Source organism: Shinella sp. JR1-6 (assembly GCF_004284735.1).
GTDB lineage: Bacteria > Pseudomonadota > Alphaproteobacteria > Rhizobiales > Rhizobiaceae > Shinella.
The window spans coordinates 526,226-553,046 of the sequence record NZ_SHMI01000002.1 but is presented as its reverse complement, the minus strand read 5'-3'; the positions used below and the strand labels follow the sequence as shown (position 1 = coordinate 553,046).

The 26,821-nt window shown below is 63.7% G+C and carries 20 protein-coding genes; 9 read left to right on the top strand and 11 right to left on the bottom strand.

Annotated features, from left to right (window positions below):
• Positions 1–22: 22 nt before the first annotated feature.
• The 4 genes from EXZ48_RS05195 to EXZ48_RS34760 all read right to left on the bottom strand — a co-directional run bounded on the left by EXZ48_RS05195 (position 23) and on the right by EXZ48_RS34760 (position 5,050).
• Positions 23–1,708, bottom strand: a complete 1,686-nt coding sequence (locus tag EXZ48_RS05195) for an alpha/beta fold hydrolase (RefSeq protein WP_130514585.1) — start codon at positions 1,706–1,708, stop codon at positions 23–25.
• 235 nt (positions 1,709–1,943) lie between these two features.
• Positions 1,944–3,362 (bottom strand): phenylacetate--CoA ligase family protein, encoded by a 1,419-nt coding sequence (locus EXZ48_RS05190; protein WP_130514583.1) that lies wholly within the window; start codon positions 3,360–3,362, stop codon positions 1,944–1,946.
• Positions 3,359–4,474 (bottom strand): glycosyltransferase family 4 protein, encoded by a 1,116-nt coding sequence (locus EXZ48_RS05185; RefSeq protein ID WP_130514581.1) that lies wholly within the window; start codon positions 4,472–4,474, stop codon positions 3,359–3,361. The genes EXZ48_RS05190 and EXZ48_RS05185 overlap by 4 nt, the downstream gene beginning before the upstream one ends.
• A 414-nt stretch (positions 4,475–4,888) precedes the next feature.
• Positions 4,889–5,050 carry a hypothetical protein gene (locus tag EXZ48_RS34760; protein ID WP_023512481.1) on the bottom strand — a complete coding sequence of 54 codons (162 nt, stop codon included), beginning with the start codon at positions 5,048–5,050 and terminating at the stop codon, positions 4,889–4,891.
• Positions 5,051–5,500: 450 nt separating this feature from the next.
• Between EXZ48_RS34760 and EXZ48_RS05180 the strand changes: the two genes are divergently transcribed.
• The 5 genes from EXZ48_RS05180 to EXZ48_RS05160 all read left to right on the top strand — a co-directional run bounded on the left by EXZ48_RS05180 (position 5,501) and on the right by EXZ48_RS05160 (position 12,157).
• Positions 5,501–6,742, top strand: a complete 1,242-nt coding sequence (locus EXZ48_RS05180) for an AGE family epimerase/isomerase (protein ID WP_023512482.1) — start codon at positions 5,501–5,503, stop codon at positions 6,740–6,742.
• A 134-nt stretch (positions 6,743–6,876) separates the two neighbouring features.
• Entirely contained in the window at positions 6,877–7,284 is a 408-nt protein-coding gene (locus EXZ48_RS05175) for a DUF3307 domain-containing protein (protein WP_130514579.1), read from the top strand.
• Between the two features lie 275 nt (positions 7,285–7,559).
• Positions 7,560–8,828: a nucleotide sugar dehydrogenase gene (locus tag EXZ48_RS05170; RefSeq protein ID WP_023512484.1), complete on the top strand. Its 1,269-nt coding sequence runs from the start codon at positions 7,560–7,562 to the stop codon at positions 8,826–8,828.
• A gap of 11 nt (positions 8,829–8,839) precedes the next feature.
• On the top strand, positions 8,840–10,090 hold the full coding sequence (locus EXZ48_RS05165) for a glycosyltransferase family 4 protein (RefSeq protein ID WP_050744948.1): 1,251 nt from the start codon (positions 8,840–8,842) through the stop codon (positions 10,088–10,090).
• Between the two features lie 117 nt (positions 10,091–10,207).
• Complete coding sequence (locus tag EXZ48_RS05160) at positions 10,208–12,157, top strand: alginate lyase family protein (RefSeq protein WP_130514577.1); 1,950 nt, start codon at positions 10,208–10,210, stop codon at positions 12,155–12,157.
• A 100-nt stretch (positions 12,158–12,257) separates the two neighbouring features.
• On the opposite strand, the gene EXZ48_RS05155 is transcribed toward EXZ48_RS05160, so the two are convergent.
• Positions 12,258–13,172, bottom strand: coding sequence for a hypothetical protein (locus EXZ48_RS05155; protein ID WP_130514576.1), 915 nt, complete (start codon positions 13,170–13,172; stop codon positions 12,258–12,260).
• 275 nt (positions 13,173–13,447) lie between these two features.
• Between EXZ48_RS05155 and EXZ48_RS05150 the strand changes: the two genes are divergently transcribed.
• The 4 genes from EXZ48_RS05150 to EXZ48_RS05135 all read left to right on the top strand — a co-directional run bounded on the left by EXZ48_RS05150 (position 13,448) and on the right by EXZ48_RS05135 (position 18,432).
• Positions 13,448–14,497 carry a helix-turn-helix domain-containing protein gene (locus EXZ48_RS05150; RefSeq protein WP_130514575.1) on the top strand — a complete coding sequence of 350 codons (1,050 nt, stop codon included), beginning with the start codon at positions 13,448–13,450 and terminating at the stop codon, positions 14,495–14,497.
• A gap of 139 nt (positions 14,498–14,636) precedes the next feature.
• On the top strand, positions 14,637–16,010 hold the full coding sequence (locus EXZ48_RS05145; RefSeq protein ID WP_130514573.1) for a transaminase: 1,374 nt from the start codon (positions 14,637–14,639) through the stop codon (positions 16,008–16,010).
• Positions 16,007–17,395: a glutamine synthetase family protein gene (locus EXZ48_RS05140; protein WP_130514572.1), complete on the top strand. Its 1,389-nt coding sequence runs from the start codon at positions 16,007–16,009 to the stop codon at positions 17,393–17,395. The genes EXZ48_RS05145 and EXZ48_RS05140 overlap by 4 nt, the downstream gene beginning before the upstream one ends.
• A 2-nt stretch (positions 17,396–17,397) precedes the next feature.
• Entirely contained in the window at positions 17,398–18,432 is a 1,035-nt protein-coding gene (locus EXZ48_RS05135) for a histone deacetylase family protein (RefSeq protein ID WP_130514570.1), read from the top strand.
• 7 nt (positions 18,433–18,439) lie between these two features.
• Here the strand turns inward: EXZ48_RS05135 and EXZ48_RS05130 are convergent, their stop codons facing one another.
• The 6 genes from EXZ48_RS05130 to EXZ48_RS05105 form a co-directional block, all read right to left on the bottom strand.
• Positions 18,440–19,588, bottom strand: coding sequence for an alpha-hydroxy acid oxidase (locus EXZ48_RS05130; RefSeq protein ID WP_023514806.1), 1,149 nt, complete (start codon positions 19,586–19,588; stop codon positions 18,440–18,442).
• Positions 19,589–19,816: 228 nt separating this feature from the next.
• A complete protein-coding gene (gene fba / locus EXZ48_RS05125) occupies positions 19,817–20,860 on the bottom strand; it encodes a class II fructose-bisphosphate aldolase (RefSeq protein WP_023514805.1) in 1,044 nt (347 codons plus the stop codon).
• Positions 20,861–21,105: 245 nt separating this feature from the next.
• Positions 21,106–23,835: a DNA translocase FtsK gene (locus tag EXZ48_RS05120; RefSeq protein WP_130514568.1), complete on the bottom strand. Its 2,730-nt coding sequence runs from the start codon at positions 23,833–23,835 to the stop codon at positions 21,106–21,108.
• A gap of 107 nt (positions 23,836–23,942) precedes the next feature.
• Positions 23,943–25,010, bottom strand: coding sequence for an ABC transporter ATP-binding protein (locus tag EXZ48_RS05115; RefSeq protein WP_130514566.1), 1,068 nt, complete (start codon positions 25,008–25,010; stop codon positions 23,943–23,945).
• An 11-nt stretch (positions 25,011–25,021) separates the two neighbouring features.
• Entirely contained in the window at positions 25,022–25,852 is an 831-nt protein-coding gene (locus EXZ48_RS05110; RefSeq protein ID WP_050744939.1) for a carbohydrate ABC transporter permease, read from the bottom strand.
• A gap of 4 nt (positions 25,853–25,856) precedes the next feature.
• Positions 25,857–26,780, bottom strand: coding sequence for a carbohydrate ABC transporter permease (locus EXZ48_RS05105; protein ID WP_130514564.1), 924 nt, complete (start codon positions 26,778–26,780; stop codon positions 25,857–25,859).
• Positions 26,781–26,821 lie beyond the last annotated feature (41 nt).

The window sequence follows — 26,821 nt, the reverse complement described above, 5'->3', positions numbered from 1 at the left end:
GGTTTGGGGGTCGCCCGCACCGCTACAGGAACTGCCTGACAAGCTCGGTGAGCTGCTGGCGGGCAGGAAGCGGCGTAAGCGTATGGTTCGCCGCGGGGATGAGCGCGGTTGCCGTGCCGTTCATCTGCTTCAACCGCCGGCCGTCCGGCCCGAAATGCCGCGCAATCTCGTGAAGGCTGAGGTCGCCCTCGCAACTGACGACGAGCACGCGCGTTCCGCGCCGTGTCAGATCCCGCATCCAGCCTTCGACCGACCTGCCGGTCAGGGTCCTGGATATCAGGAGGGCGGACTTGAACAGCTCCATGGCGGATCGCAGCGCACGCTTTGCGACTTTGAGCGCCATGGTCTTCGCGTCGCCCTTCCCCTCCGCCTGCTCGTCCTGATCGCCATCCACCGATTGCAGGCCGCGGGCATTGTCGCGAATGTTCGACAGCTCCATGTCCAGGGCGTACGAACTGTTCCACGAAAAGCAGAGCGGATTGACCATCACGAGATTGGCGATACGCGGATCGTGCCGCGCGGCATGGAACGCCTGAAAGGCGCCTGCGCAGATGCCGATGGCACAAATGCGCCGGAAACCGTACCGATCGAGCCAATCGACGATGCGCATCACGTCGATGCGGGTGCGTTCGTCGTAGAGCGGGATTCTTTTTTCCGTGGGAGCGCCGCTCTGGCCGAGCCCCGGCAGGTCGATGCGCATCGAGGCGATCCCCTGGCGCGCCAGAGACCGGGCCATGTCGACCGCACCGCGCGCCGCGCCGATATGGGGTATTGCGCCGGCATTGAGAATGAGGACGACCTTCGCATCATTCGGAAGCGTCTCCGGCACGCAGAGGACGCCACAGATATCCGGCGCCGGGCCGAGAAATTGCGGAAGCTCCCGGTATCCATCCCCTTCCAGGACCGCTGGCTCCGAAACAAGCCGAACCTCTTCTCCGTCCGAGAGATTTCCGCGGCTGCCTGCCCATTCCACCACGACGGAAAGCGGCAATTCGGGCACGTCGTGAATGGGCCGGCTCATCATGCGCTCGAAACCATCGAACGGCTTGATCAGCGTCTTGCCTCCGCTTGCGACCACGCGCCCTGCCAGGTCCTCGTGCGCCGGGGCCGTCTGGGGCGACATCAGCAGCAGGTCCAGGCCCGGTCGAACGGCCAGATCCTCGCCCCAGGCAACACCACGCAGATCCGCGATCGTCTCTGCACTCGTCCGGAACCCGGACGCCTCGACACCGTCGAAGTCAGAGGCCGACGCATCCGCGCGCAAAGCCGCATCCACGATCCGCGAAAGGCCGACCAGTTCACGAACATAGCTCTTCCCCGATGCGGGAGGCGCAAGCAGTGCCATGCCGGCGACATCGCTTCTGCCGGCGACCGCGATGGGGGCGAGGAGCGCGCCAAGCCGAAAGCCGACGACCAGAACATCCGTCACCGATGTCTCGGATTTCAACCGGTCTATCGCGGTGTTGATGCTTCCGATCCAGGAGGCCAAGCGCCCGGGCTGTGTGTGATCACCGGCCGCATCGCCGCAACCGGGATAGTCGAACTGCAGGACCGGGAATCCTGCACCCGCCAGCTGTCCCGCGAGCAGCGTCAGAAAGCGCCGGCTGCAAAGGTCCTCAAAACCAAGCGCACCGGCGATCACGACGCCGCGTTTGCCCGCGGCAGGATGAAGCCAACCGATCGTCTGGTCGAAAACAATCGGTCTCACGCCGCAGCTCCAACCACGCGGGCATCCGAAGCAAAAACAGGGCTTGACGGCTCGCAGCCCATTTTTTGCCTGCTCGACAGGGAATGACGGGGGCTCGCATGCCTTATCGACGCGTGTCTATGCTGGTCTTCACCAAGCTTCAATTCTCGTTCCCTTCGCCTTAAGCGTTGGTGCCGGGGCATCCGTCACCGTCGGAAAATGTATCCCCACGATACCCGCTGCCGACTCGTCCCCTTCAATATTGCGTTATATCCAGCCGCTGGTCGATGAACGCCCGTTTGCCTCCTCTTCCCGCCACGATCTGAGAAACGGCCTCCTGCCGGAAAGCCAGGCTTCCCCTGCATTTTTCGGCAAGAAAAGCGGACAACCGCTCGACATCCGAGGCCGATCCATTCTGATCGAGGATATAGCGGATGACGACGTCGCCGGGCGTATCCTGATAGAACTGGTATTCGGCAATCCCCTTGAAGAAGGCGGGATCTTCCGGCGTCAGGTCCAGCGCCACCACCCTGTGACCGTCGAACGAAATCAGGAAGCCCGGCTTGCGGCGGGGCGCAAGGCCGCGGATCCGCAACCGCTCTCCATTGCCCGGCGTTGGCGCTTCGACAAGCGTGCCGAAATCTCCGGTGTCATAGCGGATGAACGGCATGCCGGTGGACAGGAAGCCGGTCCCGACGACACGCCCTTCGCGCCCTGGCTCCGTGACGGGAGTGCCGTTTTCGTCGACAAGTTCCGCAACGCCGTAGAGTGGATTGAACTCGTAAAGCCCATCGCTGCCCCGCACTTCGGCGGCAAACGCGACCTTTTCACTGAGGCCGTAGAAAACGCCAAACGCCACATCGCCAAGGACGCGACGGATCAGGCTGCGCTGGTGATCATAGAGCGGCTCGGAGATCGGCAATATGCCCTTGATCGCAAGCCGGGGCCTCCGCTCGATCTGCTGCATGCGGCGGCACAGGAGTTCGATGGCGGACGGATATCCATAGAGGAAACGGATCTGCCGCCGGTCGATCTCGTCGAGATAGGCTGCTACGTCCTGCGCTGTCATCGGGAAGACTGCCAGCTTCAATTCCCGCAGGGCGGGATCCCACTCGTGAATGCCGGAACCACCGTCGCCCAGGTGAAAGCCGCGCAAGCTCGCCCGCGCATCCCGCTCGGTAAACCCGACGCGCGACCAGGCATCATAAACGAACGCCATCTCCCTCGGGCTTCTGTCCTTGTCGAGGAAGAAGGAAAGAGGAGCAGCGCGATTGGAGCCGCTGGTTTCGACGCTGTCGAGCTGCCACCGCGGTACGGCGAGCGCAGCTTCCCCGGCTGCCCGAAGCTGGTCCTTGTCGAGGATCGGCAACCGCCGCAGGTCCGCCAGCGTAAACGTCGACATATCGAACGCCGGCCCCAGGGCCTCGTCGAGACGGTCGCGATAGAACGCGCTGCCTTGGTGCGCCTTGGCAAGCAATGCGCGCAGCGCGGACAAATGCTGCTCATGTGCAAAATGCGGGTCGCTTGCGGCCCTTGCGATCCGCGCGCGTTCCCTAGCATAGGTTTTGCCGAATTTCATGCTGGTCGGCACGAGGGCGACGAGGGGCTTTGCGGCGTTGCGCACGAAGCGTGGGCTTCGGACGTACAGGCCGCGCAGAACATCCAGGGGTTTCATCGTTTCTCCATCCGACTTGTGGCCGCGGCCCGCCAGATGGCGCATAGCGCATCGGCAAAGGGCGCCATGTCCAGCCGCGCCCGGTGCTGCTCTCTGCCTGCCTCCCCCATCCGCCGACGCAGGTCCGGTTCTGCGACCAGCCGCGCAAGCGCGTCCTTGAGCGCCGCGACGTCGCCGGGGGGAACGAGAAATCCGGTCTCGCCGTCGCTGACGATATCCTCGACGGCACCCACCGGCGTTGCGACGACCGCAAGGCCCGCCGCCATGCCCTCGATGATCGAGATCGGTTGATTTTCGACGAAGGAGGGAAGCGTCAGGATATCCGCCTCGGCAAGCAGCCGCGCAACATCGTCCGGCCCCTGCCAACCTGGAACGGCCACGCGTGCCGAAAGGCCGAGCTGGCCCAGCCGGTGGCGCAACGTCTCCACATCGCCGGAACCGGCAATGGTCGCGCGCCAGCCCGGCATGTCCGCCATCAGGCCGAGGGCTTCGCACAGTTCCGGCGTTCCCTTGTCCTTCTCGATTCTGCCGAGAAAAAGAATATGGACCGTATCGCCGCCCCCGATATGCGGGAGCGTGGGAATTTCCGTGGCGTTCGGCACCACGATCACGCGCTCTTCCGCCTCGCGGACCCTGCTGAGGACGAAGTCCCGCCAGATTTTCCCGAGCACCACGACGCCGCTGGCCTGCCGGAACATCGTGCCGATCCTTCGGCTGAGCGACGCACTCGCCCCAGACCAGAAACTCGCATATCCGCCGCCGTGAAGATGGAGCACGTAGGGGATGCCGAGCATCTCCGCCCAGCGGGAAATGACAAGCTTGCGATAGGTACTGCCGTGGCTGGCGAGGTTGATGTGCACGACATCGACTTTGCCGCGAAAGCGGGCAGCGAGCATTCTCGCGCAGAAATTCAGGGCATGCAATGCAGAGAAGGCGACATGGCCGCTGCCCCGGCTGGCAAGAAAACGCACCCGCACATCGCTCCGGGTGTGCTGCTCGAGTTCGCGCTTCAGCGAAGCCATCACCCTGTCGATGCCGCCCTGCCCCGTAGTCCCAGCCGGTGTCGCCACCAGGACATGGACGACGCGGCCATCATGGGCGCGCTGAAGCATGTCTTTCTCCCCATTTCATACGTCCGGACGAAGTCATGGTTGCTGTTAACATTTCGCCACTAGGATTTCGTTAAAGCGCACGCAGAGCGCGACTCCACAATCGGCCTGCTCAATGAAGCTCGGCCGTCATTGGTCCTCTATCGGATACGCCAAAGAGCTTCAGGCGGTGAGAACTGTCAGGATGGAAGAAGGTGCGGGGGATCGACCATGCGCGTCAAAACCAGCTTCGATCGGTGCGTGCAGCGAAGATCCGGCGTCGGCCATATCGCATCCAAAATGCCGGGAGGGGCTGTCGCCCTCACAGGCCGAATGGTTCGACGGCCTCATCCGATGCGAAGAGGACCGGATACTTACAAAGCAGGGAGCGGGGTCAGCCCCAAGTTCTCCCCTGTTTTGCGACAGGAAAATCGGAAATCACCCGACGAGGCCGAAAACCACTGCGCCGACGAACAGGAAGGCACCGGCCACGGCGATGTTGTTGACAAGAAACTGCCGCTCGGCACGGCGCGTCCTGCGGTCGCTCACGGCGGTGAGGGCGCCATAGGTGGAACGGCCGCCGAGTTTCGCATTTCTCATTCGCCAACATCCCTTGCTTGCGGAGGCCGGATTCCCGGTCTTCTCCAAGGCGAGCACGAATGCCCGCCCGCTCTCTGGGAGTAATTTATATATTATCCCTATAAGATTGGTAGGGTATTTTTTCTCAATTTCGCCACACTGATAAATTCGCCGTTCATAATTCCCCACGGGGCCGGCCAATCGGCGGTCCTTTCGCGCATTTCGGCTCATGTCGCCGCCGACGGATCCCATCGAGCGGCACGTTGCCGGGCGAGTGAAGCACGGGCAGAGCGGGTTGCGACCCGGTCCGTTCTGGGCCATAACTCCCCTCCCACCTGTCCGGAGGCCAACCGTCATTGCGAGCGTTGCGGGCCGTGCGTGAACGCCACGCCACGGTCGTTTTCCCCCGCGCTCCCGACGGCACCGACACGGTAAACAACAATGCGGACCGATAAAAAAGGAGAACGCATCATGGGTGCAACGGGACATCTCGGCACGGCTTGGAGCAAGCGCGAGTATCATCGCCAATGGCTTTGGCGCGAAGCGAACCGTCTCTTCGATTTCTTCCAGAACAGGGCTTTCAACCCGCTCGGCGGGTTTCATGAACTTGATGCCGAGGGCCGCCCGCTCAACCCCGGCAATCCCGTGCGCGGCATTCACTCCACGGCCCGCATGGTACATTGCTTTTCCATCGGCAGCCTGCTCGGCCGCCCCGGCTCCGATGCCATTGTCGACCACGGCATGAAATACCTTTGGGAAAAGCACCGCGACCACGAGCGCGGCGGTTACCACTGGTCGCTCGACAATGCCGGCCTGCTCGATGCCAGCAAGCAGGGGTATGGCCACGCCTTCGTGCTGCTCGCCGCCTCCAGCGCCAAGGTTGCCGGACACCCGGACGCCGACCGCATGATCGCCGACGTGACCGACGTTCTGGAAAAGCGCTTCTGGGAAGACAAGCACGGCGCGATCACCGAAGAGTACGAGGCGGACTGGACCACGATCCCCGGCTATCGTGGCCAGAATTCCAACATGCACCTGACGGAAGCCCTGATGGCCGCCTTCGAGGCGACCGGCGAGACGGGCTATCTGGACAAGGCAGAGCGCATCGCCGATCTGATCATCCGCCGCCGTGCGGGCGAAAATGGCTTCCGCGTGGCCGAGCACTTCGACGAGAACTGGGTGCTGGACAAGGACTATCGTGGCAACGAGATGTTCCGCCCCTCCGGCACCACGCCCGGTCACTGGCTGGAATGGGCGCGCCTCATCCTGCAACTCTACGTGCTCGGCGGCAAGAAACACGCCTGGATGCCCGAAGCGGCCCAAGCGCTCTTCGCCCAGTCGATCGCACTCGGCTGGGACAAGGAAAAGGGCGGCTTTTTCTACACGCTCGACTGGAACGACGAACCGGCCAAGCGCAACAAGCTCTGGTGGCCGATGGCCGAAGGCGCCGGCGCGGCGGCGTTCCTTGCAGAGCATATGCCGAGCGATTTCCACGAGACCTGGTATCGCACGATCTGGGACACCATCGCGCGACACTTCCTTGATCAGGAGCGCGGCGGCTGGCATGAAGAACTGACGGAAGATCTCGTGCCGAGCTACACCCTGTTCGCCGGCAAGGGAGACATCTATCATGCGCTCCAGGCCTGCCTGATCCCGCTCTACCCGGCGACAGGCAGCCTGACGAAGGGTATCATCGAGGCAGGTGGCCGCTAGGTCATCCCGGCGACGGCTTGCAGCGGCCTGCACCGGCAGATGCGGGGCAGGCCGCGACAGTCTTTCGCCCTTCGAAGAGCCGCGAAAACAAATCTAGGGCCTGCCGGCTGCAAGGGCCGGCAGACAGGAGCGGAATGATCGACATACCGGACCAGATCTCCACCGCATGGATCGCCATTGCCCTGGTGGCGTTTCTCGCAAAGCACCTGCTGGGCGATTTCATCTTCCAGACGAAATGGATGGTGATGGGCAAGGAGCGTTGCAAGGACTGGGTGCTTCCGCTCGCCATACATGCCGGCGTACATGGCACCATCACCGCCCTGCTCTTTCTCGCCGTTTCACCGGCGCTCGCCTGGCTCGGCCTTGTCGATGCCCTCGTCCATGGCACGATCGACCGCCTGAAGAGCCACGCCGCCCGGCGCGCGAAGCTCACGCCGCAGCAGACCGGTTTCTGGTGGCTTTTCGGCATGGACCAGACACTGCACCACCTGACGCATATCGTCCTGGCGATCCTTCTCGCCGCCGCAGCGTCCACCAGCTAGGCTTTCAGAAACCGCACGATCAGCTCGCCCTGCCGTATCCCACGCGCGAGCGGGCGAAACGATGCATTGTGCCGATTTGGGCAGGCGCAGAAAAAAGCGCCAGTAAAAGCAATTTGTGAGAGCAACTCAAACCAATACGAAACGAATGGCTGCTACAGGTGGCTGCGATAACGGCGGCGTGCGTACGCAGGAAATAGTTAGGATGTTGCCGTAGGGTATGTTGCAACGCCGGAAACGGCGCCGGTTTTTCTAGACTACGAATTGGGGACTGTTGAATGAAAGTCGCGATTTTCGGCCTCGGCTATGTGGGTTTCACTGCCATGTGCTGCATTGCAAAAGAAGGCCATGAGGTCATCGGCTTCGATATCAGCGAAAAGAAGGTCAACCAGATCAACCGCGGCGTCTCGCCGATCACGGAACCGGGCGTCGACGAACTTTTGACGGAGGGCTTGAAGGCCGGCCGTATCTCCGCGCACACGGAGATCAAGCACCATCTCGAGGACTGCGACATCGCCATCGTCTGCGTCGGCACGCCGAGCGCACCCGACGGCGCGCACAACATGACCTATATCGCCGAGGTGACTCGCCAGATCGCGGCCGCAATCGGAAAGAACCGGACCTCACCGCTGACCGTCGTCTATCGATCGACCATACGTCCGGGCACCGTCGAAGGCCTGATCGCGCCGATCCTTGCCTCGGAACTCGGCAGCGCCTTCGAGCGCAGCGTCGAACTCGTCTACAATCCGGAATTCCTGCGTGAATCCTCCGCCGTGCAGGACTATTTCGACCCGCCGAAGATCGTCATCGGCACCGTCGACGGCAAGCCGAGCGCCCGCATGGATCTCCTGAACAAGAACCTGAAGGCGCCGACCTTCTATGTTCACTTGGGCGAATCCGAAATCACCAAATTCGTCGACAATACGTGGCATGCCCTGAAAGTGGCCTATGCCAACGAGGTCGGCCGCATCTGCATGCAGCTGGGGCTTAGCGCCAAGAAGGTACACGAGATTTTCGTCTCCGACACCAAGCTCAACATCTCCCCCTACTACATGCGCCCGGGCGGCGCCTTCGGCGGCTCGTGCCTGCCCAAGGACGTGCGCGCCATGCAGTTCATCGCTGCCGATTGCGGCGCGCATACACACCTGGTCGATTCCCTGCTGCGCTCGAACGAAGCGCACAAATACCGCCTTTTCGAGCATTCGACCCGTGGCCTCAAGCCGGGTGCCGCCATCCTCCTTGTCGGCCTCGCCTTCAAGGCGCACACCGACGACCTGCGTGAGAGCCCGAACATCGATCTCGCCCGCGGTCTTCTGCGCGAAGGCTACAAACTCTCCGTCTTCGATCCGGCGATCGATGCGAACAAGCTCGTCGGCGCCAACCTCGGCTACGCCTATACCCAGATCCCGACACTCGCACAGCTGCTTGTGTCGAAGGAGGTCGCGGAAGGCACGGCCTATGACCGCGTCATCATTGCCAACGACACCTATCGCAAGCTCGACATCGGCAAATATGACGACATCATCAATCTGAACGCGCTTTCGTGAGGCCCGCCGCGATGGACACAACTCTCTCAGCGAGCGAAACGGCCAGCATCTCGGGCAATACCGAGATCGCCGGCGCCCTGAAGGGTCGCAAGATCCTCATCATCGTCGAGAACCTGCCCGTCCCCTTCGACCGGCGTGTCTGGCAGGAGGCGCGCACCCTCCATGCCGCGGGTGCGCAGGTGGCGATCATCTGCCCGACGGGAAAAGGCTATACCGCGCGCTACGAGCAGCTCGACGGCATCCACATCTACCGTCATCCCCTGCCGCTCGATGCCGGTGGAGCGCTCGGTTATCTGCTGGAATATGGCGCGGCGCTCACCTGGGAGACGTTGCTGTCGTGGAAGATCCTGTTCCGTCACGGCTTCGACACGCTGCACGGCTGCAACCCGCCGGACCTCATCTTTCTCATCGCCTGGCAGTTCAAGCTGCTGGGCAAGCGCTACATCTTCGATCATCACGACATCAACCCGGAACTCTATGAAGCCAAGTTCAACAAGCGTGGTTTCTTCTGGCGTCTGATGTGCGCTTTCGAATGGCTGACCTTCAAGACGGCCGATACCGTGATCTCCACGAACGAAAGCTACAAGAAGATTGCGCTGGAGCGCGGCGGAAAGAAGCCCGAGGATATCTTCGTCGTCCGCAGCGGGCCGGATCTCAGCCGCGTGAAGGCCGTCGCCCCCAACCTGGACCTGAAGAATGGCCGCGATTTCCTCATCGGTTATGTGGGCGTCATGGGTGATCAGGAGGGCATCGACCTCCTGCTCGAGGCTGCCCGCCACCTGGTTTTCGAACGCGGCCGACAGGACATCCAGTTCACGCTCGTCGGCGGCGGCCCCAGCCTCGCGGCCCTGCAGGCGCTCTCGGAAAAAATGGGGCTGAAGGACTACGTCACCTTTACTGGGCGGGCGCCCGACCAGACCCTCTTCGAAGTGCTGTCGACCGCGGATGTCTGCGTCAATCCTGATCGGGTAAACCCGATGAACGACAAGTCGACGATGAACAAGATCCTCGAATACATGGCCGTCGGCAAGCCGATCGTCCAGTTCGACGTCACGGAAGGCCGCTTCAGCGCCCGTGAAGCCTCGCTCTATGCCAAGCCCAACGACCCGATCGATTTCGCCGACAAGCTCGCCGAACTTCTGGCCGATCCTGCGCTTCGCGCGGAGATGGGTGCCTTCGGCCGCCACCGTGTCGAAACGCAGATGGCCTGGAGCTACGAGATCCCGAAGCTGATCGCAGCCTACAAGAATGTGCGGCCATAGCGGCCGTACTGCACCGACGACGGGGCTCCCGATAGCCTCGTCGGAGACGGGCCTGCCTCCTGCACTCTCATTCCTCTTTGAACCGGCTTCGGCCACCGGCACCTGCGGGAGCTAGCGATGTCCCTCACCTGGTACATGAATCGGCTGCGCGCCATGGGGCCCGCCGAAATCGCCCATCGCTTTGTCGAGAAGGGCAAGAAGCTGGCCGCACGCGGCCGCATCGAGGGCTGGGAGCGTTATCGCACCCCCGGTCCTTCACCGGTGTTGCCGGGACTGGCGGCCAATCTCGCTGCCGCATCCGAAGACATGAAGGCGGAGATACTGGCTGCAAGCAGCACCATGCTTTCCGGGCACTACAGCGCACTCGGAGCCGACTGGCCGCTGCGCGACCCGCAAAACCCGTTTCCGGCGGAGGCCTGGCGGCTCGACCCCGTCACCGGTGGCCTCTGGCCAGGGAGCGAGGCCTATTGCTTCGACATCCCCTATCGCCACGAACGCACGCTGGGCGACATCAAATATGTCTGGGAATACAACAGGCTGCAGTTTCTGCAGCCGTTGGCTGCCGACGCGGCACTGACCGGCAATCCCGCAGCGATCGCGACCATCGAAGCGGCGCTTGAAAGCTGGTATGCGGCCAATCCACCGTTTCGCGGTCTGTGCTGGAACAGCGGCATCGAGCTCGGGCTTCGCGCCATCAGCCTGCTCGTCGTCACCAGCCTCTGCGGCGACCGGCTCTCGGCCGGAACGATCGAAAAGATCCGGACCATCCTCCACGCGCATCAGGTCTGGATGGCCCGCTATCCGTCACGTTTCTCCTCGGCCAACAATCACCTCGTCGCCGAGGTGGCCGGCGAGTTCCTGATCTCGCTCGCCATGCCGGACCTTCCTCTGTCAGCCCGGCTCGAAGCCAAGGGGCGGAAGGTCCTTGCGCAAGAGGCGAACAAGCAGATCCTCGCCGACGGCGTGGGGGCCGAACAGTCGCCGACCTACGGCGCCTTCACCGCCGAGTTCCTGCTTCTCTGCTGCTTTGCCGCGCGCACGGCGGGCCGTCCCCTCCCGGCCGGGGTCGACGCACGGCTTCACGTCTTTTCGACCTTCATCGCCTGGCTTTCCGATGCCGAGGGCAAGGTTCCCGGCATCTGCGACGATGACGATGGGCGCGTCCTCACTTTGTCCCGGCATGAAGCGGCCTATGCGGCCTCGGTCTCCGCCGCCATTTCCGGTTATCTCGGCACGCCGTCTGCGGGACCGCAGCCGAAGGAAAAGGAACTGCGCGACGCCCTGCTGCGGTCGCCCGCCACCGGTACGCCGCCACCCTCCGGCCTGATGACCTTTGCGGACGGCGGCTACACGATCGTCAGAAAGCGGCAAAACGACCGCGACGTGCATATCGTCATGGATCATGCGCCCCTCGGCTATCTCTCCATCGCGGCCCATGGCCATGCGGATGCACTTTCCGTGATCGCCACCATTGACGGCATCCCCCTGTTCGTCGATGCCGGCACCTATCTCTATCACTCCGGCGGCCCCTGGCGCGACTGGTTCCGCAGCACGCGCGCCCACAACACGCTGACGCTTGGCGATACCGACCAGAGCATCATGTCGGGCGCGTTCAACTGGTCGCACAAGGCCTCAAGCCGGCTCGACAGCGTAGCGGACGGGAAAGACTGGCGCATCGTCGCCTCCCATGACGGATACGAGAAGCGCTTCGGGTGCATCCACCGCAGAACGGTGTCTTCCGATCCTTCCGGCTTTTCGATCCACGACACGCTGGTCGGCAACCCCGATCAGTCGGCGGAGGTCGTTTTCCAGCTGGCACCCGACTGCCGCGCAGAGATCGAGGCCGGCGCGATCCGCATCTTTCATAAGGCGCAGCGGCTCGCAACGCTGTCCTTTTCGCAGGCCGGGCAAGTGGAATGCGCCAGCGGGGGTGCCCCCGGCGATGGCGGCTGGTACTCGCCCCGTTTCGGAATCAAGGTGCCTGCCCCAAGGATCGCCTGGAAAGGAAAGCTCCCGCCGGAAGGCCTTGTGACGAAGGTCGATCTCGTTGTGGACGGCCGCGGGTGATGCACACGGGCAGGGAGCCGCAAGCGGCTGCCAGCCGGCATAGGTGGGCGAAGCGGAAAACCGTGGCAACGTGTACGGACGGCCGTTCCGATTGTCTGCGTTACGGCGAGGCGGTGTCCTGGCTGTCGCTTTTCCCAGCCCGCCCCTGCACCGCCTCGCGCAGCAGAAGATCCGTAAGGGCAAACTTGTCCGCGAACCAGCGATCTGCCGCATGCCAAATGGCCGGCGTCAGGCGGATGTCGTGGCCGCCGCGCGCGGTGGTGGTCAGGAGGCCGGCGTCACGCGCCGCCTCGACGATCCGGCGGACATGGGTGCGCGATACGCCCGTCTGCGTGGCGAGCCTCTGGTAGCCGGAGGTAACGAGGCCGTCGCCGCCGTCGCGCCCGTCCCGCAGCAGAAGCAGCAGGATCATGTAGCCGCAATCATGGGCAAAGAAGGGGGCAAGCGGCAGGTGGCGGCGGATGATGCGGCTGAGGCCCGGCAGATGCGGCAGGGTCGCCCGGCGCATGGCGCGGTGCAGTTCCGGCGAAAGCGGCTCGTTGCGCCCCTCCGTCGGCGAGAGCCCGAGATCCGACAGGCCGGAGACAAGCAGCCCGAGAATGCCGGCATCGCGGGCGAGCAGCGCCGCGCTCGGCACAAGCAGGCGCACGCGTCGGTCCGATGCGTGGGGCTGCTGCGCGAGAAAACCGTATTTGCGCAGACAGGAAACCTGGGCCTCGACCCGGTTGCGGCTCGCCACACCAAGCTCTGTGACCTCACGCTGGAGCCGCCCGAGCGTCAGCCAGGTGGACGATTGCGTCATGTCCTGTCCTGCATGCAGCGAGAGCGCGGCGAGGTAACAAAGAAAGCGCCCCTCTTCCAGGATGAGCCGGTTGAAGAGATGATTGCCCTCATAGAGCGCGAGCTTGCCGGCAACGAGCCGGTCCCGTGCGGCCGCAAAACCGGGCGCATTCAAGAATTCGAACGGCGGCACCTGGAAAACCAGCGCACTGTCGGCAAAGGAAACCTGATCCATACCTATACCCCAATCCGGAGCGATGCGCCCTTTTGTTCTGATTGTCGCGACATCGCGGGCCCGAAATGGACCCTTTATTTTCCATGGGGTTGCAGCCCGGTGAAACTGTCAATTGTATTACTAAGCCCAATCGGCATTATGAGACGGGGGGCCAAAAGAATGAGACACCGTGCCAAGCCGGCGAAACCGGTACGACGGCGAATTTCCGGGAACCTTCGCCCGTCCCTGCCTCTTGATAGGCAAGACCACCCATCATCGAACCGTCGTGAGAGAGAATGAGTCCCGCCGCAAAGCTGCCTTCCAACTCCGTCCTTGCCGAAGCCGGCGCGGATTGCCGCCGGGAAAGCCAGCTCTTTGCCGAAACGCTCGATCCCATCTTCCGCACGACCATGGCGACGCCGGAGCAGCTTGGTGATTTCCGCGCCAGCCTTGCCACCTATTTCATGGGGCCTGCCCTGTTCTTCGCGGCCGAAATGCTCGGCACGACCTATCGTTTCTCGCGCGACCCCAGCCGCATCGCCCGCAGCGGCCTCGACCTCATCTTCGTGCAGGTGACGCTCGACGGCAGCGACCTGCGCACGGTCAATGGCGAAACGATGCTGGTGGAGGCGGGCGACATATCGCTTTTCGACCTGTCGCGCCCCATGCAGTCCGAGACCCAGCACTGCCGCAACCTCACTCTCGTGCTGCCGCGTCACCTGCTTTTCGGCAAGGAGGGACAGAACGAGGCCCTGCATGGCCTCCTCCTGAAGCGCTCGACCAGCACCGCACGGCTGATCGGCAGCCACCTGCGCGCCCTGTTCGCCGACCTCACGGATATCACGCCGACCGAGGCGCCAGCCATCGTCACCGCCACGGCCAATCTCGTCACCACTCTCGTCGGGCCACAGGTTGCCGAGCGAAGCCTGCCCTCCCCAACGGTGCGTGGCGCCGTCATCATGGAAATCCGGCGGTATATCGAGCACCACCTCGCCCTGCCGGATCTCGGGCCGGAACATCTGTGCAAGATGTTCGGCCTGTCGCGCGCATCGCTCTACCGGTTGTTCGAGCCGATCGGCGGCGTTACCGATCATATCCGCACCCGCCGCCTGCGCGCGGCCTTCGACATGCTGGCGGACGAACGCAAGCGCACGGTCGGCGAGATCGCCTATGCCTGCGGCTTTTCTGACATGTCCGCCTTTTCGCGCGCCTTCCGCCACCAGTTCGGCATGAGCCCCAGCGAGGTGCGCGAGATGGGCGATCGCGGGCCGCTCGCCCTCGGTTCCGCCGAAAAGCAGGCTACCGCCTCGGTACATGACTGGCTGCGCATCGTCAGCGCCCTCTGACCGGTTCGTTGAAGATGCGCAGCGGTCCGGCAGCCCAAATACGTGGAACCTTCCGATCTCCGTCATCTTGCCGTTTGACACTTGAAATCACATCAACCAATATGTGATCACATTTCTTGAGGACTTGCTGGAGAACGGGATGGAGAGGGCGAACCTGGAGGCGCGCGCCCGCGCGCTCATCGAGGCAGAAGCAGAGGTTTTTCGCGCGCGGCGGCCCCGGTCGGCGGCGGCGCATGACGAGGCGACCTCGGGCTTCTTCGACGGTGTGCCGCAACACTGGATGCTCGACTGGCCGACGCCCTTTCCCCTCGTCGTCGATGAGGCCAGCGGCGCCGAACTCGTCGATCTCGATGGCAACCGCATCGTCGACGTCTGCCTCGGTGATACCGGCGCCATGTTCGGCCATGGCCCCGCCCCCGTTCTCGAAGCCCTGAAGAACGCCGGCACGCGCGGTCTCACCACCATGCTGCCCTCGTCCGATGCCGCTGCGGTCGGCCGCCTGCTGGTGGAGCGTTTCGGCCTGCCGCGCTGGCAGCTCGGCGCCACAGCCAGCGATGCCAACCGCTTCGCCATCCGCGTCGCCCGCGCCGTCACCGGCCGGGCAAAGCTCCTCGTCTTCGACGGCTGCTACCATGGCGCGGTGGACGACACGCTGGTGGACCTTGTCGACGGCAAGACCATCTCCCGCCGCAACCTGCTCGGGCAGGTGCGCGATCTCGGCGAACTCACTGTTTCCATCCCCTTCAACGACGAGGCGGCGCTGGAACGGGCACTCGCAGGAAACGACATCGCCTGCGTGCTCGCAGAGCCCGTAATGACGAACTGCGGCATGATCCCGCCAGCTCCCGGCTTCCATGCCGCACTGCGGCGCCTGACACGCGACGCCGGCACGCTGCTGCTCATCGACGAGACGCACACCATCTCCACCGGTCTCGGCGGCTACAGCAAGGTACACGGCCTCGAGCCCGACCTCATGGTGATGGGCAAGCCGATCGGCGGCGGAGTGCCGGTCAGCGTCTGGGGCATGACCCAGGCGATTTCCGACAAGCTGCACGTCATCCGCCGCGAGCAGAGCGGCCACGGCCATTCCGGCATCGGCACGACCCTTTCGGGCAGCGCCCTGCAGCTTGCCTGCCTGCGCGCCTGCCTCGAACATGTCATGACCGAAGAGGCCTATCGCATCATGCAGGCGCGCGCCGACCGGATCGAAGCCGGCTTCAAGGCGGCCATCGCCGCCGCCGGTCTCGACTGGACGGTCTCGCGCGTCGGCGCACGACTTGAAGTCGTCTTCTCGCCCGTCGCCCTGCGCAACGCCGCGGAGGCGCGGGCGGCCGCATCCGACACCATCGAGGCAGCCTTGCACCTTTCCATGCTCAACCTCGGTTATCTCCTGACGCCCTTCCACAATATGGTGCTCGTCAGCCCCGCCCTTTCCGAACAGCAGGCCGGCGGCCTCGTGGAAGCATTCGCGACCGTCACCGGCCGCCTTGCCGAACGGAGGGCCGCCGCGTGAGCCGCGACCTTCCCAACCGCCCGCCGGAAGCCGCAGATATCGCGGAGGCCGAGGCCTTTCTCGCCGCCCATCCCGAGATCACCGCCTTCGACCTCGTTCTGATCGACCTCAACGGTATCGCCCGCGGAAAGATTATCCGGCGGCACGAGCTGTTGCCGATCTTCCGCTCCGGCCGGCACCTGCCCGGCTCGATCCTCGGCCTCGACGTGACAGGCGAGGATGTGGAGGAAACCGGGCTTGTCTGGTCGGATGGCGATGCCGACCGCCGCGCCTGGCCCATCGCCGGCTCGCTGGTTCCCCTGCCCTGGACCTCGCCGCCGCGCGGTGAGCTACGTCTTGCGCTTTTCGAGCTCGACGGCACACCGATGGCGGCCGACCCGCGCCATGCGCTGGCGCGGCAAGTGAAGCTTCTTGAGGCCGACGGCTTCCACCCGGTGCTTGCCTATGAGCTGGAATTCTATCTGCTCGATCGCGAACGCACGGCCGATGGGAACTTCCAACCACTCCGCCTGCCGCTTTCCGGCGAACGGCCCGATGGTATCCAGGTCTATGGCGTCACCGAACTAGACCGGCTGGAGCCCTTCATCGATGCCGTCTATCGCGGCGCCGAGGCGCAAGGCCTGCCCGTCGAGACGATGATCTCGGAATACGCCCAGGGCCAGTTCGAGCTGACGCTGCGCCATGGTGCCGCTCTGCGGGCCGCCGACGATCTAACCATGCTGAAGCGTCTGCTACGCGGCCTTGCGGTAAGGCACGGCATGATGGCCTGCTTCATGGCAAAACCCTTCGCCGGGCGTGCCGGCTCCGGCATGCATGTGCATGCGAGCCTCGCCGACGCCGAGGGGAAAAACCGCTTTGCCGATGCGGGCGACGCCCTTTCGCCCCTCCTGAAACACGCAGTCGCCGGCCTGCTCGAAACGATGCATGAATCCATGCTCGTCTTCGCACCGCACTTCAATTCCTGGCGGCGCTTCTCCGCCCAGAGCTATGCGCCGACGACACCGACCTGGGGTACGAACAACCGCAGCGTGGCGGTCCGTATCCCGGCCGGTTCACCCGCCGGGCGCCATCTGGAGCAACGCGCCGCCGGCATCGACTCCAACCCCTATCTCGTCGGCGCGACCGTGCTTGCCGGCATGCGCAAGGGCATGCTCGACCAGGCCGATCCCGGCCCCGAGACCACCGCCTATGCCGACAATGCCGGCGACGAGCTGCCGCCGGACTGGCGCAGCGCCATCGAGACGGCCGCCCGCTCCACCTTTCTGAAAGAAGCCCTCGGCGAGCGGTTGCACCACGTCTTTCTCGCCCTCAAGCGCGCGGAATACCGCCGCTTTGCCGCGGAAGTCACCGCGCTCGAACGCACGCTTTATGGTGAAGTCGTCTGATCATGAAAACCTTCTACACCGCCGACCATCACCTGCATCACAGCGGCATGGAGCTTTCCTTCGGGCGCATCGTCGAGACCTTCGAGATGCCGGAGCGGGCCGAAATCGTCCTTAGACGCGTCAAGGACGTCGGCCTCGGGCCGGTGATCGAACCTGCCGTCTATGATCGGGCGGCCATCGAGCGTATCCATACGCCCGCCTATCTCGACTTCCTGCAAAACGTCTTTGCCGAATGGCGCGCCGCCGGCCGCGACGGCGAGGTCTGGCCCTATAGCTGGCGCCATCGCTCCATGCCGATGCTCGACGCCCCGCCCGCCGGCCTCGATGCCCGCCTCTCCTACTATTCCTTCGATATGGCCGGCTCGATCACCGAGACGACCTGGCAGGCCGCCAAACGCGCCGCCGACACGGCGCTCGCCGGCGCCGATGCGGTGCTGTCCGGCGAGCGCGCCGCCTTCGCGCTCTGCCGCCCGCCGGGCCATCATGCCGGCCGCGACTTCTTCGGCGGCTACTGCTATCTCAACAATGCCGCCATCGCCGCCCAGCGTTTCCTCGACAACGGTCACGCCCGCGTCGCGATCTTCGACATCGACTACCACCACGGCAATGGCACGCAGGAGATCTTCTACGACCGTGACGACGTGCTGCTTGCAAGCCTGCACGGCGACCCGGATTTCGAGTTCCCCTTCCATCTCGGTTATGCCTGCGAACGTGGTGCAGGCAGCGGCGAGGGCCACAACCTCAACTATCCGCTACCCGCGGGCACCGATTGGCCGGAATGGCAGGCCGCCTTCGAGGATGCATATGCAAAGATCGCCGCCTACGCCCCGACCGCTCTCGTCATCTCGCTCGGCGTCGATACGTTCAAGGAAGACCCGATCTCGCAGTTCAAGCTGGAGAGCGAGCATTTCCTCACCATCGGCCGCCGCATCGCAGACTTCGCTCTCCCCACCCTCTTCGTCATGGAAGGCGGCTACGCGGTGGACGCCCTCGGCGTCAACGCCGTGAACGTCCTGCAGGGATTCCAAGGCGCCTGACGCTCGCTTAAAGATCCTGGTGCAGGTTCTTGCGTGACAGGTTCTTAACGTCCCGCTCGCCGCAGAGCGCCATGGTGATGTCGAGCTCCTTGCGGATGATCTCGAGGGCGCGGCGAACGCCCGGCTTGCCGCCAGCGCCGAGGCCGTAGAGGAAGGGGCGGCCGATATAGGTGCCCTTGGCACCGTAGCAGAGGGATTTCAGCACGTCCTGGCCGGAGCGGATACCGCCGTCGATATGGACCTCCATCTTGTCGCCGACGGCATCGACGATGCGCGGCAGCATGCTGATAGAGGACGCGGCGCCGTCAAGCTGGCGGCCGCCGTGGTTGGAGACGATGATGGCATCGGCGCCGCTATCAAGCGACATGCGCGCATCTTCCTCGTCGAGAATGCCCTTGAGGATGAGCTTGCCGCCCCAGCGATCGCGGATCCACTCGATATCCTTCCAGGAGAGCTGCGGATCGAACTGTTCCGAGGTCCAGGAGGAGAGCGAGGAAAGATCCTCCACCCCCTTGGCGTGGCCGACGATATTGCCGAAGGTGCGGCGTTTGGTGCCGAGCATATCGAGGCACCAGAAGGGCCGCGTCGCCATCTGCCAGAGATGTTTCGGCGTGAAGCGCGGCGGGGCGGAAAGGCCGTTGCGCAGGTCCTTGTGGCGCTGGCCCAGGATCTGCAGGTCGAGCGTCAGCACAAGCGCCGAGCAGCCGGCGGCCTTGGCGCGGTCGATGAGGTTGTGGACGAACTCCTTGTCCTGCATCACGTAGAGCTGGAACCAGAAGGGCTTCGACGTCACGGAACGCACGTCTTCGATCGAGCAGATGCTCATCGTCGACAGCGTGAACGGAACGCCGAACTCCTCAGCCGCCTGCGCGGCGAGCATTTCGCCATCGGCATGCTGCATGCCGGTAAAGCCGGTCGGCGCGAGCGCGACAGGCATCGACACCTTCTCGCCGATCATCTCACTTTCCAGCGAGCGGTTCGTCATGTCGACAAGCACGCGCTGGCGCAGCTTGATCTTGTGGAAGTCGTCCTCGTTGGCCCGGTAGGTCCCCTCGGTCCAGGCACCGGAATCCGCATATTCGAAGAACATCTTCGGCACGCGGCGGCGCGCCCGGTCCTTGAGGTCCGCGATCGTCAGGGCCTGGTCTACGCTCATGCTGTCTGTCCTCGCATCATCCGGCTTTTCGGGATCGCACTCTTTTACGAAGGCGCGCGCAGGCCTGCAACGCCTTCCTGCCGGTTTCGGCGGGAAACATGCACCCTCATATGAATGAGGTATTCACGAGTAAAGAATGATGACGCGACGCTGTCAATGTACATTTGACGGCCGACCGCCGCTGCCGCGAGAAAACCGCCCTCCCGGCGAACCGGGAGGGCGAAAGCCTTACTTGGTGGCGTAGAACTTCGCCATGTCGGGCAAGCGCTTCACGCGAATGCTGGACGCCTTGCCCGCGGTGCGGAAGGCCTCGAAACGCTCCTTGCAGACTTCCGTCATCAGCGCGGTCGCCGGCTTCAGGTAGGTGCGCGGGTCGAAATTGTCCGGCTTTTCCTTGAAGTTCTTACGGATCGTGCCGGTCATGGCGAGGCGAAGGTCTGTGTCGATGTTGACCTTGCGCACGCCGAGCGGGATCGCCTTCTGGATTTCGGCGACCGGCACACCCCAGGTCTGCTTCATCTCGCCGCCATAGGTGGTGAAAAGGTCCTGCAGCTCCTGCGGGACCGAGGAAGAGCCGTGCATGACGAGATGCGTGTTCGGCAGCTTCTTGTTGATCTTGGCGATCGTGTCGATCGACAGGATGTCGCCGTCTGGCGCACGGGTGAACTTGTAGGCGCCGTGGCTGGTGCCGATTGCGACAGCAAGCGCGTCGACGCCGGTTTTGGAGACGAAATCGAGCGCCTGGTCCGGGTCGGTCAGCAGCTCCTCGCGGGAAAGCTTGCCCTCGAAGCCATGGCCATCTTCCTTGTCGCCGGCGCCCGTTTCCAGGTTACCGAGACAGCCAAGCTCACCTTCGACCGACACGCCGGCCGCATGCGCGATCTTCACCACTTCCGCGGTGACATCGACATTGTATTCGTAGCTGGCGACAGTCTTGCCGTCGGCGAGCAGCGAGCCATCCATCATGACGGAGGTGAAACCGTTGGTGATGGCCGAGATGCAGGTGGAAGGCTGGTCGCCATGGTCAAGGTGGAGGCAGACCGGAATATGCGGATATTCTTCCGCCGCACCGAGGATGAGATGGCGCAGGAAAGCATCGCCGGCATAGGCGCGCGCACCGCGGCTTGCCTGCAGGATCACCGGAGAATCCGTCGCATCTGCCGCGCGCATGACCGCCTGGATATATTCCAGGTTGTTGACGTTGAATGCGGGCAGTGCGTAGTTATTCTCCGCTGCGTGATCGAGCAATTGCCGCATGGTGATCAATGCCATTCCTGTCCTCCTTCGGATGCAGTTTCATCGGGTTGGCGGCACTATTCACAGATCGCTCCGCCATATGCAACAGCCCTCAAAGACCCCGGTCAAAGCCAAATCGATTAAATGGTGCGGCGGAAATAAATTTCCGGTGGACACGGTAAAAATCCGGCCCGCGCGAGCGGACCGGATGCCAAAAATCCATTCCAGTTCAAATAAATAGGACAAATGCCCGGCCGTCTCTCAACGGCCGGGCGAAAGACCTATTCCGCCTCGTCGGCTTCCGGAGCCTGGAAGCTGCCGCGCTCGCCGGAGATGATCTCGCGCTTGCCGACATGGTTGGCAGGGCCGACGAGGCCTTCCTTCTCCATGCGCTCGACGAGGGACGCGGCGCGGTTGTAGCCGACGGCAAGGCGACGCTGGATATAAGAGGTCGAGCACTTGCGGTCGCGCATGACGACCTTGACGGCCTTCTCGTAGAGGTCGTCGCCGTCTTCGGCCGCAATATCGCCCTTGTCGAACACTGCGCCACCGGCCGCCGGCTTCTCGTCCTCTTCTTCCTCTTCCTCGGCGGTCACGGTCTCCAGATATTCCGGGCGACCCTGAGCCTTCAGGTGCAGCACGACCTTTTCGACTTCCTCGTCGGAGACGAAAGGACCATGCACACGGGAGATGCGCCCGCCGCCGGCCATATGCAGCATGTCGCCCTGGCCAAGCAGCTGTTCGGCGCCTTGCTCGCCGAGGATGGTACGGCTGTCGATCTTCGACGTCACCTGGAAGGAGATGCGCGTCGGGAAGTTGGCCTTGATCGTGCCGGTAATGACATCGACCGAGGGGCGCTGCGTCGCCATGATCAGGTGGATGCCGGCAGCGCGGGCCATCTGGGCGAGCCGCTGGATCGCGCCTTCGATCTCCTTGCCGGCGACCATCATCAGGTCAGCCATCTCGTCGACGATGACGACGATGTAGGGCATAGGATCGAGGGCGAGTTCCTGCTCCTCGTGGATCGCCTCGCCGGTGCCCTTGTCGAAGCCGGTCTGGACGCTGATCGAAATGGTCTCGCCCTTGTCGCGCGCGGCGGCCACACGGTTGTTGTAGCCGTCGATGTTGCGCACGCCGAGACGCGACATCTTCTTGTAGCGGTCCTCCATCTCGCGCACCGCCCATTTCAGCGCCATGACGGCCTTCTTGGGATCGGTGACGACGGGGGTCAGGAGGTGCGGGATACCGTCATAGATCGACAGTTCCAGCATCTTCGGATCGACCATGATCAGGCGGCACTCTTCCGGACGGAAGCGATAGAGCAGCGAGAGGATCATCGTGTTGATGGCGACGGACTTGCCCGAGCCGGTGGTGCCGGCGACGAGCAGGTGCGGCATCTTGGCGAGTTCCGCGATGACGGGCTCGCCGCCGATCGTCTTGCCGAGGCAGATCGGCAGCTTGAAGCCGGTCTTTGCGAAATCCTGGCTCTCGATCATCTCGCGGAAATAGACGGTCTCACGGGTGGCGTTCGGCAGTTCGATGCCGATGACGTTGCGGCCGGGCACGACCGCGACACGGGCCGACAGCGCCGACATGGAGCGGGCGATATCGTCGGCAAGGCCGATGACGCGGGAGGATTTGACGCCGGGCGCCGGCTCGAACTCATAGAGCGTGACGACCGGGCCGGGACGAACGTGGATGATCTCCCCGCGCACGCCAAAATCTTCCAGCACGCTTTCGAGAAGGCCGGCATTCTGCTCCAGCTGTTCTTGGGTGAGCACGTAGCCGACGGTGCCCGGAGGCTCCTGCAGGAGTTCGCGCGGCGGGTATTCGTAGGCATCGCCTGCCGGTGTCGCCATCATGACCTGGAACGGCCGGGAGCGCGAGAGCACCGAGGACGGGGTTTCGCGCACAGGCTCGACAACAGCAACCGGCGTGGCGGCAACAGGAACAGGCTGGACCTCGACGACGGCCGGCACGATCTCGGCCACCGCTTCGATGACCGGAGGGGCAACGACCGCGACGGGCTCGGCCTTCACTTCGGCAACGGGCGCAGCGTCGGCAACCGTTGTCCGGGCAACAGGCGGGCGGCATTCGACGACGCGGAAGAGCGAGGTAATGGAAGGCACTTCCTGACGCATCTCGGAAACCGCAACAGGTTGCGGCACGGCCAAGGCGGCCGGTGCAGGAACGGGCAAAGGCATGCGCACGACGGTGACGGCGGGCCTTGCCGGCCGCTCGACCGCATCTTCGTCCGGTACAAGCGTTTCCCAGAAGGCATGGTCGGACAGGTTGGCAAAGCGGCTGATTGCAGTACGCACGTCGGTCTTCTCGGCAGTTTTTGGAATGGAGGTGGCCGGTCTGGCGATGGAAGCGACCGGCATGGCGGGCGCGACCGCCCTCGCGGCAAGAGGTGCGGGCAGCGGAACGGCCGGCTTGAACACGACAGCGGCATCAGCGGGCGTTCCCGTCGTGCCGGCAGCGACCACGGCCTGAACCAGCGGCGGCACCGGTTCGGCAACGATAGTCGCCGCAGCCGCTTCGGCCTGCTGCGCCTCGGACCGGCGGCGACGGTCTTCCAGCGCCTCGCGAAGGCGCTGCAGCAGCTCCGCCTGGGAAAGCTGCAGCATCTCGGCAGGCTGCGCCGCCGGCTGGGCAACCTGCGCGACCACCGGCTCGACCTGGCGCACCTCTTCCGCAACCGCCTCCTCGATCTTGGAAGCGACCTTGTCGGGGGTGCGGGTGAAGCGGACGTTCGGCGCCATGTAGAAATGGCTTTCCCAGCTTCCGTCGGCATATTGGCCCGGATCGTAGCTCCTCAGCGCCGGCGAGCGGAAGCGCGGGCGATAGTCCTCGTCATTGGCAACCGGCTCATCGGCCGCGTGCCAATCCTCGACTTCCGGAACGACTTCCGGCAAGGCGTTGTTTTCGTGGGAATAATACGGCGCTTGTTCGCCGACTCCCTCTTCGGTTTCAAGGACAGGGTAGAAGTTTGTTCTGGAAATACGCATGAACCTGCAAACTCGACGATCATTGCCGATAGGGATGCGTAGATGGTTAGGAAATGAAGGTTAACATTGTCTTTGGATGGGGCCGAAATCGTGTTCACGATCCCGTTTCAATCCATCCGCCGGCCCTCCGTTCCGAAGAGGTGAAGCCGCTCCTGTGGCAGGTCGACGCGGACCGTCGGGCCTGGATCCAGCATGGTCCGGTCGAGCGTGAAAATTTTCATCGGAACGTCGTGGATGGTCACATGCATGATGATACCGAAACCCGTCGGCTCGATGAGATCGACTTTCGCCTCCAGCGCGCCGCGCGCGTTCAGCACCACATGCTCGGGACGGATACCGAGCGTCGCTGCCGCGCCTGATTCGATGCCGCTTCTTCGAGGAGCAGACAACGTCGCGCCGTTTGCCAGCCGCAGGTCCGCCTGGTCGCCGGACACGAGATAGCGCCCCTCGAAGAAATTCATGCCCGGCGAACCGATGAAGCCCGCAACGAAGAGATTGGCCGGCCGGTCATAAAGATCGAGCGGCGTGCCGACCTGCTGGACGACGCCGGCATGCATGGCGACGATCCGGTCCGCCAGCGTCATGGCCTCGATCTGATCGTGGGTGACGTATATGGATGTTGCATGAAGGTCGCCGTGCAACTTCTTGATTTCGGAGCGCATCTGCTCGCGCAGCCGCGCGTCGAGATTGGACAGCGGCTCGTCGAAGAGAAAGGCTTTCGGTTGGCGCACGATGGCCCGGCCCATGGCAACGCGCTGACGCTGGCCGCCCGAGAGCGCGCGTGGCCGGCGCTCCAGCAGCGGATCGAGGCCAAGCTTCGAGGCGGCATTGCCGACGGCGCTGGCAATCTTTTCCTTCGCGGTGCGGCGGAGTTTCAGGCTGTAACTCATGTTGTCGGCAACGCTCATATGCGGATAGAGCGCATAGGACTGAAACACCATGGCGATGTCACGGTCCTTCGGGGCAAGGTCGTTGACCCGTTTGCCGTCGATGCGGATGTCACCGGACGTCACGTCCTCCAGCCCGGCGATCATGCGCAGCAGCGTGGATTTCCCGCAGCCGGAGGGCCCGACCAGCACGATGAACTCACCGTCGCGGATGGTGAGATCGACACCGTGCAGCACGGAGAAGGCGCCGAAGCTCTTGCGGATGTCCTGGATATCGATGGAGGCCATGAAAAACCCTTTCAGCCTTTGACCGCGCCGGCCGTCAGGCCCTGCACGAGATAGCGCTGGATGAGGAGGAAGAAGAGGCACGCCGGGATGAGCGCGAGAATGCCCGCCGCCATCATCTGCCCGAAATCGACCGAGAACTTCGAAACGAAGGTGAGCAGGCCGACCGGGAAGGTTGCAGCGTCATTGCCCGAGATCAGCATCAGCGCGAAGAGCAGTTCGCTCCAGGCCGCGGTGAAGACGAAGCCGAGCGTCGCGGCGATGCCGGGCAGCGTCAGCGGCAGGATGATCTGTCGGAAGGCGACGAACTGCGTCGCCCCGTCGATCATCGCCGCCTCTTCCAGGTCCTTCGGAATGCCGTCGAAGAAAGACTGCATGAGGAAGGTGGCGAAGGGCACGTTGAAGGCGGTGTAGACGAAGACGAGGCCGGTGAGGCTGTTGGTCAGCCCCAGCGGCGAGAGCATCTTGAAGATCGGCGCGACCAGCATGACGAGCGGGAACATCTGCGTGATCAGCATCAGTGCGACGATCCAGTATTTTGCCCGGAAGCGGAAGCGAGAGAGGGCGTAGCCCGCAAGCGAGGCAAGGATGGTGACCGCGACGGCCGTCGAGCCGGCGACGATCAGGCTGTTCTTGAAGAAGGTCGGGAAGGCGCTGTGGGCGATCACGAAGGTGTAGTGCTCCAGCGTGGCGCGCGAGGGCCACAGGCGCACGCCCTCGCTGTAGAGCAGGTCGTTCGGCGTGACCGAGACCTTCAGCAGCCAGAACAGCGGGAAGAGCGCGACGACGATATAGGCGAGGATCGCGAGCCGGTGCAGGACGGTGAGGATTGGCTTGCTTCGCATGGTCTCAGCCCTTGTTCAGCAGCGTCTGGCGAAGCAGCACGATCAGCATGGAGTAGACGAGCAGCAGGATCAGCAGCACGAGAGCGATGGCCGACGCGTAGCCGAAGTCGAGCCGCTTGAACGCCTGGGTGAAGATGTAGCTGGCGACGATCTGCGTGCGGTCGGCCGGCCCGCCATTGGTCATGACGACGATAAGGTCGGCGAAATTGGAGATCCAGACGGTGCGCAGGAGAATGGTGATGGCGATGGTCGGCGCCAGGAACGGCAGCGTGATCGAGAGGAAACGCTGCACCGGCCCTGCCCCGTCGATGCTGGCGGCCTCGTAGAGATCGCGCGGGATCGCCTGAAGCGCAGCGAGCAGAGTGATCGCGAAAAAGGGAACGCCCCACCAGACATTGGCGGCGATCGGCCCCCACATGGCGAGCTGCGGATCGGAAAGGATGTTGTTCGGCGCGTCCAGCATGCCGAGCGCGTACATCCAGTGCGGCAGCGGGCCGATCACCGGATTGAACAGCCAGGCCCAGTTGAGGCCGGCGAGAAAACTCGGCACGGCCCAGGGCAGAAAGACCAGCGCCTGTGCGAGGCCGCGGCCGGCGAAGGGTTTGTCGAGCAGCAGTGCGAGGATAAGACCGAAGACGAATTGCAGGAAGACAGAGGCGCCCGTCCACCACAGCGTGTTGCGCAGCGCCCGGAAGAAGGCCTGATCCTCCGATAGCGCGCGAAAATGATCGAGCCCGATGAAACCGCCGGAAAGCGGGTTCAGAAGCTGGATATCGCGGAACGCATAGGAAATGCCGAGCACCAGCGGCACCAGCATGACCGATATGATGAGGATCAGCGCTGGTGCGCTGTAGAGATAGGGTTCCGATGCGTCGGCGATCCGCTTCCTGAGCGGCCGCACGGCTTGCGGATGGACGGCAAGGGTCATCGTCTCGCTTCCGTTCAAGGTGGCGGGGCGTTCTGGGAGAA

Excerpts from the sequence above, each read along its gene's own strand:
- EXZ48_RS05190 (WP_130514583.1), bottom strand. The coding sequence starts at position 3,362 with ATGAAACCCCTGGATGTTCTGCGCGGCCTGTACGTCCGAAGCCCACGC.
- EXZ48_RS05185 (WP_130514581.1), bottom strand. The coding sequence starts at position 4,474 with ATGCTTCAGCGCGCCCATGATGGCCGCGTCGTCCATGTCCTGGTGGCG.
- EXZ48_RS34760 (WP_023512481.1), bottom strand. The coding sequence starts at position 5,050 with ATGAGAAATGCGAAACTCGGCGGCCGTTCCACCTATGGCGCCCTCACC.
- EXZ48_RS05180 (WP_023512482.1), top strand. The coding sequence starts at position 5,501 with ATGGGTGCAACGGGACATCTCGGCACGGCTTGGAGCAAGCGCGAGTAT.
- EXZ48_RS05175 (WP_130514579.1), top strand. The coding sequence starts at position 6,877 with ATGATCGACATACCGGACCAGATCTCCACCGCATGGATCGCCATTGCC.
- EXZ48_RS05170 (WP_023512484.1), top strand. The coding sequence starts at position 7,560 with ATGAAAGTCGCGATTTTCGGCCTCGGCTATGTGGGTTTCACTGCCATG.
- EXZ48_RS05165 (WP_050744948.1), top strand. The coding sequence starts at position 8,840 with ATGGACACAACTCTCTCAGCGAGCGAAACGGCCAGCATCTCGGGCAAT.
- EXZ48_RS05160 (WP_130514577.1), top strand. The coding sequence starts at position 10,208 with ATGTCCCTCACCTGGTACATGAATCGGCTGCGCGCCATGGGGCCCGCC.
- EXZ48_RS05155 (WP_130514576.1), bottom strand. The coding sequence starts at position 13,172 with ATGGATCAGGTTTCCTTTGCCGACAGTGCGCTGGTTTTCCAGGTGCCG.
- EXZ48_RS05150 (WP_130514575.1), top strand. The coding sequence starts at position 13,448 with ATGAGTCCCGCCGCAAAGCTGCCTTCCAACTCCGTCCTTGCCGAAGCC.
- EXZ48_RS05145 (WP_130514573.1), top strand. The coding sequence starts at position 14,637 with ATGGAGAGGGCGAACCTGGAGGCGCGCGCCCGCGCGCTCATCGAGGCA.
- EXZ48_RS05135 (WP_130514570.1), top strand. The coding sequence starts at position 17,398 with ATGAAAACCTTCTACACCGCCGACCATCACCTGCATCACAGCGGCATG.
- EXZ48_RS05130 (WP_023514806.1), bottom strand. The coding sequence starts at position 19,588 with ATGAGCGTAGACCAGGCCCTGACGATCGCGGACCTCAAGGACCGGGCG.
- fba (WP_023514805.1), bottom strand. The coding sequence starts at position 20,860 with ATGGCATTGATCACCATGCGGCAATTGCTCGATCACGCAGCGGAGAAT.
- EXZ48_RS05120 (WP_130514568.1), bottom strand. The coding sequence starts at position 23,835 with ATGCGTATTTCCAGAACAAACTTCTACCCTGTCCTTGAAACCGAAGAG.
- EXZ48_RS05115 (WP_130514566.1), bottom strand. The coding sequence starts at position 25,010 with ATGGCCTCCATCGATATCCAGGACATCCGCAAGAGCTTCGGCGCCTTC.
- EXZ48_RS05110 (WP_050744939.1), bottom strand. The coding sequence starts at position 25,852 with ATGCGAAGCAAGCCAATCCTCACCGTCCTGCACCGGCTCGCGATCCTC.
- EXZ48_RS05105 (WP_130514564.1), bottom strand. The coding sequence starts at position 26,780 with ATGACCCTTGCCGTCCATCCGCAAGCCGTGCGGCCGCTCAGGAAGCGG.